At 43.2% G+C, this 13,407-nt stretch carries 13 protein-coding genes; 6 read left to right on the top strand and 7 right to left on the bottom strand.

Annotated features, from left to right (window positions below):
* Window positions 1-4: 4 nt before the first annotated feature.
* Genes rbsD through CW370_RS11045 form a run of 3 tightly spaced genes read right to left on the bottom strand, consistent with a single transcriptional unit; the run spans window position 5 to window position 2,260 of the window.
* Entirely contained in the window at window positions 5-400 is a 396-nt protein-coding gene (gene rbsD / locus CW370_RS11055) for a D-ribose pyranase (protein ID WP_003227877.1), read from the bottom strand.
* Window positions 397-1,278 (bottom strand): ribokinase, encoded by an 882-nt coding sequence (gene rbsK / locus CW370_RS11050; RefSeq protein ID WP_024572787.1) that lies wholly within the window; start codon window positions 1,276-1,278, stop codon window positions 397-399. The genes rbsD and rbsK overlap by 4 nt, the downstream gene beginning before the upstream one ends.
* A 1-nt stretch (window position 1,279) precedes the next feature.
* On the bottom strand, window positions 1,280-2,260 hold the full coding sequence (locus tag CW370_RS11045; RefSeq protein ID WP_032722637.1) for a LacI family DNA-binding transcriptional regulator: 981 nt from the start codon (window positions 2,258-2,260) through the stop codon (window positions 1,280-1,282).
* 783 nt (window positions 2,261-3,043) lie between these two features.
* Between CW370_RS11045 and pgsB the strand changes: the two genes are divergently transcribed.
* The 5 genes from pgsB (at window position 3,044) to pgdS (ending at window position 7,415) form a co-directional block, all read left to right on the top strand.
* A complete protein-coding gene (pgsB, locus tag CW370_RS11035; RefSeq protein ID WP_003227883.1) occupies window positions 3,044-4,225 on the top strand; it encodes a poly-gamma-glutamate synthase PgsB in 1,182 nt (393 codons plus the stop codon).
* Window positions 4,226-4,239: 14 nt separating this feature from the next.
* The gene (gene pgsC / locus CW370_RS11030; protein WP_003227889.1) at window positions 4,240-4,689 is read left to right on the top strand and encodes a poly-gamma-glutamate biosynthesis protein PgsC; all 450 of its coding nucleotides are present in this window, start codon (window positions 4,240-4,242) and stop codon (window positions 4,687-4,689) included.
* Between the two features lie 18 nt (window positions 4,690-4,707).
* A complete protein-coding gene (pgsA, locus tag CW370_RS11025) occupies window positions 4,708-5,850 on the top strand; it encodes a capsular polyglutamate synthetase PgsA (RefSeq protein WP_003243306.1) in 1,143 nt (380 codons plus the stop codon).
* Window positions 5,851-5,864: 14 nt separating this feature from the next.
* The gene (gene edmS, locus CW370_RS11020) at window positions 5,865-6,032 is read left to right on the top strand and encodes an extrachromosomal elements maintenance protein EdmS (RefSeq protein ID WP_003227896.1); all 168 of its coding nucleotides are present in this window, start codon (window positions 5,865-5,867) and stop codon (window positions 6,030-6,032) included.
* Between the two features lie 141 nt (window positions 6,033-6,173).
* On the top strand, window positions 6,174-7,415 hold the full coding sequence (gene pgdS / locus CW370_RS11015) for a gamma-DL-glutamyl hydrolase (protein WP_024572524.1): 1,242 nt from the start codon (window positions 6,174-6,176) through the stop codon (window positions 7,413-7,415).
* Between the two features lie 33 nt (window positions 7,416-7,448).
* Here pgdS and ywtE read toward each other — a convergent pair whose 3' ends face one another.
* The gene (ywtE, locus tag CW370_RS11010; protein WP_003244395.1) at window positions 7,449-8,309 is read right to left on the bottom strand and encodes a 5-amino-6-(5-phospho-D-ribitylamino)uracil phosphatase YwtE; all 861 of its coding nucleotides are present in this window, start codon (window positions 8,307-8,309) and stop codon (window positions 7,449-7,451) included.
* Between the two features lie 155 nt (window positions 8,310-8,464).
* Entirely contained in the window at window positions 8,465-9,433 is a 969-nt protein-coding gene (tagT, locus tag CW370_RS11005) for a polyisoprenyl-teichoic acid--peptidoglycan teichoic acid transferase TagT (protein WP_014478157.1), read from the bottom strand.
* A 332-nt stretch (window positions 9,434-9,765) separates the two neighbouring features.
* Between tagT and CW370_RS11000 the strand changes: the two genes are divergently transcribed.
* Window positions 9,766-11,139: a sugar porter family MFS transporter gene (locus tag CW370_RS11000; RefSeq protein WP_024571920.1), complete on the top strand. Its 1,374-nt coding sequence runs from the start codon at window positions 9,766-9,768 to the stop codon at window positions 11,137-11,139.
* A 36-nt stretch (window positions 11,140-11,175) separates the two neighbouring features.
* Here the strand turns inward: CW370_RS11000 and gerBC are convergent, their stop codons facing one another.
* Window positions 11,176-12,300 (bottom strand): spore germination protein GerBC, encoded by a 1,125-nt coding sequence (gene gerBC, locus CW370_RS10995; protein ID WP_024571919.1) that lies wholly within the window; start codon window positions 12,298-12,300, stop codon window positions 11,176-11,178.
* Complete coding sequence (gene gerBB, locus CW370_RS10990) at window positions 12,297-13,403, bottom strand: spore germination protein GerBB (protein ID WP_024571918.1); 1,107 nt, start codon at window positions 13,401-13,403, stop codon at window positions 12,297-12,299. Before gerBB ends, gerBC begins: the two co-directional genes overlap by 4 nt.
* Between the last annotated feature and the right edge of the window lie 4 nt (window positions 13,404-13,407).

The raw sequence follows: 13,407 nt of genomic DNA, 5'->3' as shown, positions 1-13,407 counted from the left end.
CTTTCTAGAAAAGTACACCTGCCTGCAGGATGCAGTTGGCATATGGTGTGAATTCTCCTGTTCTTATGACTGCCTTTGCTTCTTTTGTCAGCAGCTTAAACTCCTCGTGAGAAAGGTATTCAATCTCTTGTTCAGAGAAAAGATTTTCTAGAAATTTCGCATTCTCCTGATTGGATGCTTTTATTTCAGCTGCAGCAATGACTTTTTCGATGACCATCTCGTCAGCGAGCACTGCCGCTGTATCTTGGAAAGCCGGAAGGCCCGGCTTCAGTGAAAGATCAATTTTCAAAACGCCGTCAGGAACCGGCAGTCCGGCATCCGCGATGACAATTTTATCAGTGTGGCCAAGGTCGGCTAAAATCTTGGCAAGATGGCTGTTCAGTATACCGTGTTTTTTCATGACAGCAGCTCCTCTACTTTATTTCTTGTCGGCATTCCGCCTTGGGCACCGAAGGAGCAGACAGAAAGGGAAGCGGCACGATTGGCAAACCGCAATGCGGCTTCAATGTCTTTTCCCTCAGCCAGGGCCACGGCAAATGCTGCGTTAAACGTATCACCGGCTCCGGTTGTATCAACGGGTTCTACAGGGAAGGACGGGATGAGCACCTCTTTGCTGCCAGCCGAATAGCGGACGCCTTGTTTTCCTTCCGTAATAAAGAGCTTTGCCGGATAAAGCGCCAGAGCTTCAGAAATGGTAAGATCAGGGAATAAAATCGAAGCCTCGTGTTCATTCGGCGTCAGATAGGTAGCGTGATCAATTGTTTCCTGCTTGAGCGGGCGGGCCGGTGCTGGGTTTAGTATGATCGGGATATCGTGAGAATGGCAGTATTTGCACACCTCATCAACCGTTTCTTCTGGGATTTCCTGCTGAATCAGCACCATATCGACCTTTTCAATCTGTTCGAGCGCGTTTAACGCATACGCTGGGGTGATGTCATCGTTCGCGCCTTTGACAACGACAATGCTGTTGTCGCCTTCAGCAAGCACAATATGAGCGGTTCCGCTTTCCGTATGTGTAACCGGTTCCATATAGTCAGTGCGAACGCCGTTAGCTTTGAGATTATTCAAAATAGCTGTTCCATAATGATCGTCTCCAACCTTGCCGACCATAAACACTTGCGCCCCAAGTCTGGCTGCGGCAACGGCCTGATTTGCTCCTTTGCCGCCCGGCACAGTCTGAAATGACGTGCCAAGAACCGTTTCACCGGCTTTTGGGCGTTTGTCCGAGGTGACCACTAAATCCATAGAACAGCTACCAATCACACAAATATTACGCATCTTAATCTTCCTTTCTTGTCGTCTTTCTTCCTATATAGGTGACAGGCATTTGAATTGCCGTTTCTGCCAGCGGCTGTTTTTTGATGATACCCAAAAGCAGTTTGGCAGCTTCTTTCCCCATATCATATGCGGGCTGTTTAATTGTAGAAAGTGGCGGGAACAGAAGTCCGCTTTGCGGAATGTCATCATAGCCGATAATTTGAATGTCCTCCGGCACGTTTTTTCCGCGCCGCAATGCTTCATGTAAAACGGCAGCGGCTTGAATATCATTACTCGCGATCACACCATCTGTCGCTGGATAAGCGGCAAACAGCTCCTTCGCCATTGATTGTGCATCTTTAATTGAAAATGAAGCCGTCTCAATGACCTGAAAATCAACTTCAGCCTGCTTTAAGATTTCCAAAGCGCCGTTAAAGCGGTCTTGAGCGGTCGGCAGGTGAGCGGGTCCTCTCAAGAGCGTAATGCGCTGGCTTTTTCCGTGAATGATAGCCTGGGCGGCTAACTTTCCTCCTGTATAGCCGTCACTGGACACAGAAGGAGCCCCTTCAAGTGTTCTGTCCAGAAAAACAACTGGATAATTCATGCCGCTGTATTCCTCGAGATCCGGGTAATTCGTTGCGGCAATAATGCCTGCGACATGATTTTGCTTAAAGGTTTGAAGGTATTCAAGTTCTTTTTTCAATTCCTCGTCACTGTTGCCGAAAATAAGGCGATAGCCTTCCCGGTTCAATTCATCCTCCGCACCGCGAGCAAGCTGAGGGAAGAAAGGGTTTGTGATATCCGGGAGCAAAAGTCCGATCAGTCGGGATTCTCTTTTATATAGAGATCTGGCGACTTCATTCGGGTAATAGTTCAGCTTCGCCATCGCCGCTATGACACGCGTTCGCGTTTCTTCGTGTACATAGCCGTTATCATTCAGGACGCGGGAAACCGTCGCAACTGAAACGCCCGCCGCTCCGGCGACATCTTTAATTGTAGCCAAAACAGCTCCTCCTTGTTTATGTAACCGTTTACATAGATAGATTATCATGAACAATCCGAAGTTAGCAATAAAAATATCAAAAGAAATCTAATTGTAAATTGTATATATAATTGAAAAATTTAAGGTTTTCACTCTTTTTTTGACAAAGTCTTCACAAATATGGATGAAGATTTCTTGAACAAATATTAAGTTTTATTAAAATTGTTTCAAAGTCATGCGTTTAGACCTGTAAATGGTGAGAAACAGAAAAGACTATCATCCCAGAAAATGTTTAATTATGTTAGAGAATTCGGACTCATATGTTTAGCGTTTTCATCTCGAACCTCCTTAGTCATTTTGGAATGGGCCTAATATTGCTTATTCCATGCAGAAAGGATGACATTATGACCTTGTCCTTAAGAAACAGGATAAAATTATTTTGTGTTCATAAGAACCGGAAACACGCATGATAGCAGGAAATGCTTGATAACACAGGCTGAAAAAAAGATTGATTTGAAATGCATATTAAATACAAACAGCAAGGTGTGACTATACGTCCAGAAGGATATCAGGAGAAAAATGAAAGCGCATTCTCTTCGATTTTTTAAAAAAGTGATAAGGTATAAGTCCTGCTGTTTTCCAAAAATAGAAAACAGTTTGTAGGTATAAAATCTCTTTCAAAAGAGAAGTTTGGCTTAGTCGATTAGGGAAGATTATGTTACATAATGCCGATTGAGAATTCATAGTGATTCTATATACTGATGAATGAATTTACAACAATATAGAAGGAGATGTCGAAAAGCAATGTGGTTACTCATTATAGCCTGTGCTGTCATACTGGTCATCGGAATATTAGAAAAACGACGACATCAGAAAAACATTGATGCCCTCCCTGTTCGGGTGAATATTAACGGCATCCGCGGAAAATCGACTGTGACAAGGCTGACAACCGGAATATTAATAGAAGCCGGTTACAAGACTGTTGGAAAAACAACAGGAACAGATGCAAGAATGATTTACTGGGACACACCGGAGGAAAAGCCGATTAAACGGAAACCTCAGGGGCCGAATATCGGAGAGCAAAAAGAAGTCATGAGAGAAACAGTAGAAAGAGGGGCTAACGCGATTGTCAGTGAATGCATGGCTGTTAACCCAGATTATCAAATCATCTTTCAGGAAGAACTTCTGCAGGCCAATATCGGCGTCATTGTGAATGTTTTGGAAGACCATATGGATGTCATGGGGCCGACGCTTGATGAAATTGCAGAAGCGTTTACCGCTACAATTCCTTATAATGGCCATCTTGTCATTACAGATAGTGAATATACCGAGTTCTTTAAACAAAAAGCAAAAGAACGAAACACAAAAGTCATCATTGCTGATAACTCAAAAATTACAGATGAGTATTTACGTAAATTTGAATACATGGTATTCCCTGATAACGCTTCTCTGGCGCTGGGTGTGGCTCAAGCACTCGGCATTGACGAAGAAACAGCATTTAAGGGAATGCTGAATGCGCCGCCAGATCCGGGAGCAATGAGAATTCTTCCGCTGATCAGTCCGAGCGAGCCTGGGCACTTTGTTAATGGGTTTGCCGCAAACGACGCTTCTTCTACTTTGAATATATGGAAACGTGTAAAAGAAATCGGTTACCCGACCGATGATCCGATCATCATCATGAACTGCCGCGCAGACCGTGTCGATCGGACACAGCAATTCGCAAATGACGTATTGCCTTATATTGAAGCAAGTGAACTGATCTTAATCGGTGAAACAACAGAACCGATCGTAAAAGCCTACGAAGAAGGCAAAATTCCTGCAGACAAACTGCATGATCTAGAGTATAAGTCAACAGATGAAATTATGGAATTGTTAAAGAAAAGAATGCACAACCGTGTCATATATGGCGTCGGCAATATTCATGGTGCCGCAGAGCCTTTAATTGAAAAAATCCACGAATACAAGGTTAAGCAGCTCGTAAGCTAGGGGGAAATGCAAACATGTTCGGATCAGATTTATACATCGCACTAATTTTAGGTGTACTACTCAGTTTAATTTTTGCGGAAAAAACAGGGATCGTGCCGGCAGGACTTGTTGTACCGGGATATTTAGGACTTGTGTTTAATCAGCCGGTCTTTATTTTACTTGTTTTGCTAGTGAGCTTGCTCACTTATGTTATTGTGAAATACGGTTTATCTAAATTTATGATTTTGTATGGACGCAGAAAATTCGCTGCCATGCTGATAACAGGGATCGTCCTAAAAATCGCGTTTGATTTTCTATACCCGATTGTACCATTTGAAATCGCAGAATTTCGAGGAATCGGCATCATCGTGCCAGGTTTAATTGCCAATACCATTCAGAAACAAGGTTTAACCATTACGTTCGGAAGCACGCTGCTATTGAGCGGAGCGACCTTTGCTATCATGTTTGTTTACTACTTAATTTAATGTAAGGTGTGTCAAACGATGAAAAAAGAACTGAGCTTTCATGAAAAGCTGCTAAAGCTGACAAAACAGCAAAAAAAGAAAACCAATAAGCACGTATTTATTGCCATTCCGATCGTTTTTGTCCTTATGTTCGCTTTCATGTGGGCGGGAAAAGCGGAAACGCCGAAGGTCAAAACGTATTCTGACGACGTACTCTCAGCCTCATTTGTAGGCGATATTATGATGGGACGCTATGTTGAAAAAGTAACGGAGCAAAAAGGGGCAGACAGTATTTTTCAATATGTTGAACCGATCTTTAGAGCCTCGGATTATGTAGCAGGAAACTTTGAAAACCCGGTAACCTATCAAAAGAATTATAAACAAGCAGATAAAGAGATTCATCTGCAGACGAATAAGGAATCAGTGAAAGTCTTGAAGGATATGAATTTCACGGTTCTCAACAGCGCAAACAACCACGCAATGGATTACGGCGTTCAGGGCATGAAAGATACGCTTGGAGAATTTGCGAAGCAAAACCTTGATATCGTTGGAGCGGGATACAGCTTAAGTGATGCGAAAAAGAAAATTTCGTACCAGAAAGTCAACGGGGTAACGATTGCGACGCTTGGCTTTACCGATGTGTCCGGGAAAGGTTTCGCGGCTAAAAAGAATACGCCGGGCGTGCTGCCCGCAGATCCTGAAATCTTCATCCCTATGATTTCAGAAGCGAAAAAACATGCGGACATCGTTGTTGTGCAGTCACACTGGGGCCAAGAGTATGACAATGATCCAAACGACCGCCAGCGCCAGCTTGCAAGAGCCATGTCTGATGCGGGAGCTGACATCATCGTCGGCCATCACCCGCACGTCTTAGAACCGATTGAAGTATATAACGGAACCGTCATTTTCTACAGCCTCGGCAACTTTGTCTTTGACCAGGGCTGGACGAGAACAAGAGACAGTGCACTGGTTCAGTATCACCTGAAGAAAAATGGAACAGGCCGCTTTGAAGTGACACCGATCGACATCCATGAAGCGACACCTGCACCTGTGAAAAAAGACAGCCTTAAACAGAAAACCATTATTCGCGAACTGACGAAAGACTCTAATTTCGCTTGGAAAGTAGAAGACGGAAAACTGACGTTTGATATTGATCATAGTGACAAACTAAAATCTAAATAAACGGAGTGATAAAGATGAAATTTGTCAAAGCCATTTGGCCGTTTGTTGCCGTAGCCATCGTGTTCATGTTTATGTCAGCTTTTAAATTCAATGATCAGCTGACAGATCAGGAAAAACAGAAGATTGATATGGAAATGAATAAAATCCAACAGCAGGAAGAACCGGTAAACGCCAATAAATAATTCAAAAAAAGAGAGTGTCTGATGAGACACTCTCTTTTTATTTGCCCAGCATATTCATTCTGTAAAAATATTAAAAAGTCTCTTAACATATTCAAAAAAATACCGATGTTAAAACTGCAAAAAGAGGAGGAGATAATAAAAGTGAACACACTGGCAAACTGGAAGAAGTTTTTGCTTGTGGCGGTTATCATTTGTTTTTTGGTTCCAATTATGACAAAAGCGGAGATTGCGGAAGCTGATACATCATCAGAATTGATTGTCAGCGAAGCAAAAAACCTGCTTGGATATCAGTATAAATATGGCGGGGAAACGCCGAAAGAGGGTTTCGATCCATCAGGATTGATACAATATGTGTTCAGTAAGGCTGATATTCATCTGCCGAGATCTGTAAACGACCAGTATAAAATCGGAACAGCTGTAAAGCCGGAAAACCTGAAGCCGGGTGATATTTTGTTTTTCAAGAAAGAGGGAAGCACCGGCACTGTTCCGACACATGACGCCCTTTATATCGGAGACGGCCAAATGGTTCACAGTACACAGTCAAAAGGGGTTATCATCACCAATTACAAAAAAAGCAGCTATTGGAGCGGGGCTTATATCGGGGCGAGACGAATCGCTGCCGATCCGGCAACGGCTGATGTTCCTGTCGTTCAGGAGGCCGAAAAATATATCGGTGTCCCATATGTGTTTGGCGGAAGCACGCCGTCAGAGGGCTTTGATTGCTCGGGGCTTGTGCAATATGTGTTTCAACAGGCACTCGGCATTTATCTGCCGCGATCAGCCGAACAGCAGTGGGCAGTGGGCGAGAAGGTAGCCCCTCAGAACATAAAGCCTGGTGATGTCGTCTATTTCAGCAATACGTATAAAACGGGAATTTCACATGCAGGCATTTATGCGGGCGCAGGCAGGTTCATCCAGGCGAGCAGATCAGAAAAAGTAACCATTTCCTATTTGTCAGAGGATTACTGGAAATCGAAGATGACGGGTATTCGCCGATTTGACAACCTGACAATCCCGAAAGAAAATCCGATTGTTTCCGAAGCGACGCTTTATGTCGGAGAAGTGCCTTACAAACAGGGCGGAGTAACACCTGAGACAGGATTTGATACAGCTGGATTTGTCCAATATGTATACCAGAAAGCAGCCGGTATTTCCCTGCCTCGATACGCAACAAGCCAGTACAATGCCGGAACTAAGATTGAGAAGGCGGACCTGAAGCCGGGAGACATTGTGTTCTTTCAATCAACAAGCTTAAATCCCTCCATCTATATCGGAAACGGACAAGTTGTTCATGTCACATTATCAAACGGCGTGACCATTACCAATATGAACACGAGCACATATTGGAAGGATAAATACGCAGGAAGTATACGGGTGCAATAAAAGAAAAAGACTCCAATCTCTGGAGTCTTTTCTTTATGCATATTGCCCCGAAAGAAGCTGGTCTATAAAGTAGGCCACACCATTTTCGTCATTGCTTTTTGTGACAAAGGTGCTTTTTTCTTTTAATTCATCAATCGCATTTTCCATGGCGATACGGTGTCCGGCGACTTCAAACATGGACAAATCGTTTGGACTATCGCCGATCGCATAGATATCCTGTGTTTCAATTCCATATATGTCAGCGAGCTTTGTTAACGCGCGTCCTTTTCCTGACGAGGCCGGCAGGATTTCGATAATATGTTTTCCTGAAGAGGTTTGCGCCAGTTTTTTATGATGCTTCAGTTCTTCCTTCGCTTGTTTCAGCTTGTCCATATCAAAGGAGAAGCAAAGAAGCTTATAAATGTTTTCACCGCCGTCAAAAACCGATTCGATATGAGGGATTGGTTTAATGCCAAACTGTTTGAATTGAGTCATGGCTCCTTGCCACAAGTCATCCGTCTGCTCGTTTGGGTTTGCGCTCTTTAGAATGTCAAGCTCCGCGTGCAGCTTAGCTTCGCCGTCAAAAGGAGAAAGCAGATGGTCATCTGTATATACCTCAAAGTAAATGTTTTTTGAAAGTAAGTAATCAGCAATCGCTTTACCGGCTTCCTGATCCATTAATGTCCGGCTGATCAAACGGTAACCCGTGTCATGGATCGTACCGCCATTAGCTGCAATGATAGGGATGTCCAAGTCATCCAGCAGCGCTTTTACATCAAATGTCGCTCTTCCCGTGCAAATGGTGACGAGGATGCCGGCATCAACGGCCCGCTTGATCGCTTCTCTGTTTTCCGCAGAAATGACGCTTTCTTTATTCAGTAATGTTCCGTCTAGATCAATCGCAATACATTTCATATGTAGGGGAACCTCCTTAAAAATGAAGCTGCTTCGTGTAGTATGTTCAGCTTGCCTGTGAAACATAATCCATATAAATCAAGGCTAAACGTTACTTTGATAATTTTCAACAAGGAAATATGTAAAACGGGATGGCGTAATCGCCATCCCGTTCATTATACACCTAAATCGTTTTGCAGCTCTTCTTTAACTTCCTGCAGCTTTTGCTGATTCAATTTGAAATAATAAACTCCGGCAGGTTCATAATCATAACCCGTCAGCTGAATAGACTCAACTGATTTCAATGAAGTGATGAACGGGAACAGGCCGATGGCATCTTTAAGGGATAAGTTCATTTTTAAATTTTGCCCCATCGTATCCACAATATCATCATAAGCCGGAATTGAGCTCAATGATTTTGATTTATCTATAATGGCGCTCAGCACTTCCATTTGTCTTTGCCCGCGTAAAAGGTCACTGTCCGCTTTACGTGTTCTTACGTAAGCGAGCGCTTCTTCCCCATCAAGCGTATGTGTTCCTTTTTGAAGAACGACTTTACCTTTTGTATCTTTTTTGATTTGCTGAATGACTTTATCGCTTTTTACAGTTACTTTGACGCCATTTAACTCGTTTACGACGTCTTCAAAAGCCGTGAAATTGCTTTCTACGACATAATCGACGGGAATATCCAGCATTTCTTCAACTGTTTTCACAGTCAAGTCAACGCCGCCGTAAGCGTGAGCATGTGTGAATTTATCATACCCGTGGCCTGGGATGTTTACATAGGCGTCACGCGGAATGCTCAGCATTTTAGCTGTTTTTTCTTTTCGATTAAATGTAACCAGCACATTCGCGTCACTTCTTGCCTGATCGACGGTCTCGCCGTTTTTCTCCCTGGCATCAATTCCTAAGAGCAATACAGAAAAAGAATCTTTTCCAGGATCAAATTCTTTGATCCGTTTTACAGATTGTTCTCCGCGTGCAAGGCTGACGTGAGCTTCCTTAGAAGCATTGTTCAGCTTTACAAAAGCATAGGCGCCGACAGAGCCTGCCGCAATGACTAAAAAAGCCATTAATCCGGCAACAACTTTCACCCATTTTTTTAGTTTTCTCTTTTTCTTTCTGCGCTGTGATCGTTCTTCCATATATCAATACCTCACGTTTCTTTAATATTTGAAGCGTACCATTCTATTTGCCATGGGGCAACTACTCGAAAGACATTTTTCGATAAATATTCCTATATTTATAAGTTCTTGTTTTTGAAAATTGATAACGATGATGTGCTGAATCACCTTATATTGGACGCCGCAGCAGGTAAAATGTTTCGGCGACATTGAAAAAAATACAAGTAAATAATTGGAAAACTTATGATCAGCAAAATAAAAAGGTTTAATGGCCGGAAAAAGAGGCTAAAAGATTTCTAAAAAAATCCCACAGACAATGTCATTGCAGCTGATGGAGAAAGGGAGTCATTTTTATGAAAAAGCAGTCAAATATATGGCTTTATTTTTTCGGAGCTCTTGGAGGCGCGTTATATGGCTATGATACCGGAGTGATTTCCGGAGCTATTTTATTTATGAAAAAGGAGTTAGGCTTAAACGCGTTTACAGAAGGTCTTGTTGTCAGCTCCTTGCTGGTTGGGGCGATATTGGGCTCAGGAGCGGCCGGCAAGCTGACTGACCGTTTCGGAAGAAAAAAAGCAATTATGGCGGCCGCGCTGCTGTTTTGTATAGGCGGTCTTGGTGTGGCGCTGGCCCCGAATACGGGAGTCATGGTGCTGTTTCGCATCATTTTGGGACTTGCAGTCGGAACATCGACGACGATCGTGCCGCTTTATTTATCTGAACTGGCGCCAAAACATAAACGCGGGGCGCTGTCATCACTGAATCAGCTGATGATCACGGTCGGCATCCTTCTTTCTTACATTGTCAATTACATATTTGCCGATGCCGAAGCGTGGCGCTGGATGCTTGGATTGGCTGCTGTGCCGTCATTGCTCTTGCTCATTGGCATTTTGTTTATGCCGGAGAGCCCGCGCTGGCTGTTCACAAATGGCGAAGAAAGCAAAGCGAAGAACATTCTTGAAAAATTGCGTGGCACAAAAGATATTGATCAGGAAATACATGATATAAAAGAAGCGGAAAAGCAGGATGAAGGCGGCCTGAAGGAGCTGTTCGATCCATGGGTGCGCCCAGCACTTATTGCCGGTTTGGGACTCGCTTTTTTGCAGCAATTTATCGGAACGAATACGATCATCTACTATGCGCCAAAGACCTTTACAAACGTCGGATTCGGAAACTCCGCTTCGATTTTAGGCACGGTCGGAATCGGCACAGTCAATGTTGTCATGACATTAGTAGCGATTAAAATCATCGACAAGATTGGAAGAAAGCCGTTACTGCTATTCGGGAATGCGGGCATGGTGATCAGCTTGATCGTTCTCGCTTTAGTAAATCTCTTTTTCGATAACACTCCGGCTGCCTCATGGACGACCGTCATTTGTTTAGGCGTGTTTATCGTTGTCTTTGCGGTCAGCTGGGGACCGGTTGTATGGGTGATGCTTCCTGAATTGTTCCCGCTTCATGTCAGAGGAATCGGGACCGGTGTTTCGACCTTAATGTTGCACGTTGGGACACTGATTGTTTCACTAACCTATCCAATATTAATGGAAGCGATCGGAATCAGTTATTTATTCCTGATTTATGCCGCAATCGGTATCATGGCGTTCTTATTTGTCCGATTTAAAGTGACAGAGACAAAGGGAAAAAGCCTTGAAGAAATTGAGCAGGATTTACGGGACAAAAACGGACAGGGAGGATCGGCCGGAAAACAGCAGACTGTTGGGACATAAAAAAGGGTGCGCGATCATGCGCACCCTTTTGATTGCTTACTTTCCCACCGTGCCAAAGTTAATGATTTTAAAAGAAATATCGTACTTAAAATCAGCCTCAGAAAATATTTCATCCCAATGCCCTTTTACTTTATTCCAGTAGTCAGGGTGTTGAATCCTTATGTGGTCTGATAAAAAGACCGGATCGGTTTTATACTCGTGCTGCAGTTTATCCATCACCTGCTTTACATCTCGTTCAAGCTTTTTTTCAAAAATGTTTTCCAGCCTGTGCAAATAACTTTTGCTGAACGAGTTTTCATTCGGGTTTTGGTCTTCTGTCAGGATGCCCTTCGTTTTAACAGAAATATGAAAGACAGGTTTTCCGTTTTCAATGACCGGCTTAATTTTCGTTTTCGACTTTTTAATTTCAAACGTAATCGGATGTCCTTTATCTGTCGTTGGCATGACACCGCCTTGGATCGTCCCCATGACCCATGTCAGTGTTTGGGTTTCATCAGCTGAAAGAAACCCAACGAGTTTATTGCTGCCTCTTTTGATAACGCCTGAACCGTCATACTTGGCTTTTCCCTTTTGGTTTTTCACGGCTTGAATAAGATAACTGTACCCGTTCTGAGAGTATATAGATGCTCTGCCGATGCGCAGCGGTATCATAATCTTACCGTTATATCCGCTGTGAGTTGTCAAATCAATCAGTTTTTCTGAGGGCATCGGCTGCTGCTGATTGGGGTTTCCTTTTGTGAAAACATCAGCTGCATTCCCTCTGGCTGCCATCAAATAGCTGCTTCGCCGCAGCTCATCATCCCGGATAAAGTGGTTGAAGACTTGGTCTACATTTTGATTCCTCATCAGTTTTTCTCCCAAAAGAATCACTTTTAAATGATCGCTATAAACAGGAGGGTCCTTGATGGATACATCACTGACTGCTTCCAGGATCGTTTTCCCGTAGGACGTCACATTGACAAATTCGGGTTTTCCGGATGCTTGGCTGTCTTCGCTTTGGGGAAGAAGGTTTTGATACGTCAGTTTGTACTGGTGATCATCTGTCTCATCAATCGCCAGTCCTCTGGCGAAGGATAGTTTCTCAATATTTTTGACATCCCAGCACCCGCAGAGAACCTGCAGCATAAGAAACATGACTGCGAGTTTTGTTGCTGTTTTCATTGCAGCTGACCCCTCCCAAGTTTTTTCTGTACCCAGCTTAAAAGCCAGACGAAGAATGGAATTGCAATCACAATTAAGAAAGCATATCCAAGAAGCGTCCCGTAATAAAACACGTCATTCAAGTCCTTGGGATACATCGTTATGAAAAACGTCGCAACCAGCATTGCAGTCAGCAGCCAAGCATTGTTTTTATTTTTTAGATGAAAGATTTCCGTTAACCCGATATGGGCGCCTTTGAAGGATCCGAGCATACAGGTAAATTGCTGAGCTGTCCAGGTCAGCTGTAAAAACAGATCAAATCGTTCAATAAAAATACCCGGAACCTCTAATGCGTGAATGAGGGAAATGGTAGGCCATGTCACCGTTTTTGCCTCAGCCACAGTCATACAGCCAATCACAATGAACAAAGTAATGCTGTAGAACACTGTAGAAGTCCCGATCCCAAAAGCAACAGCCTTTTTCGCTTGCTTCGGATCTCTCATAAATGGGACGAGATAAAAGATGATTTCAAATCCTGAGAAATATAAAAGTGTTTTTGGGAATAAAGAGAAAAAACTTTGATAGCCTCCTTCAAAAACAGGCCGGATAAAATCGAACTGGAACAAGCGAAAGCTGAACATCAAAAGCATCATAAAAATAATAAGGGTTATAGGAAAAATATAAGCGTATACTTTTGCAATTGAATAAACGCCTCCGCCCACATGATAGATGGCAACTGCAAGAAATATAAACACCACAACTGCCATTGGCGTATTTTTCAACAAAAAGAATCCGACAACCTCTCCCAAAATCCGAGCTTGAAAGCAAACAATCCCAATGAAATATAGACAGATATATAAATTCAATAGAAAGCCGATGAATTTTCCAGCTACAATGCTGTTGAGCTTAAAAAGAGTTTTTTCGCTGTTTTTTTGAAGGAAAGGCAAAAAAAGCAGAACGATGATAATAAAAATAACGCCCTGCAGCAGTATCATAAGCCATCCGCTCGGACTGCCGGTTTCAGCAGCTGAGCGGGGAAGGGTTAGGACCCCGGCACCGATCAGTGTGCTGCTGATCATAATGAGCGTCTGCATAAATGTCAGTTTATGCTCTGATTTCCTCATAGCC

The organism is Bacillus sp. SN32 (assembly GCF_002837495.1).
Lineage (GTDB): Bacteria > Bacillota > Bacilli > Bacillales > Bacillaceae > Bacillus > Bacillus subtilis.
Note: the sequence above shows the minus strand (reverse complement) of the source record. Positions and strands in the feature narration are given on the sequence as shown.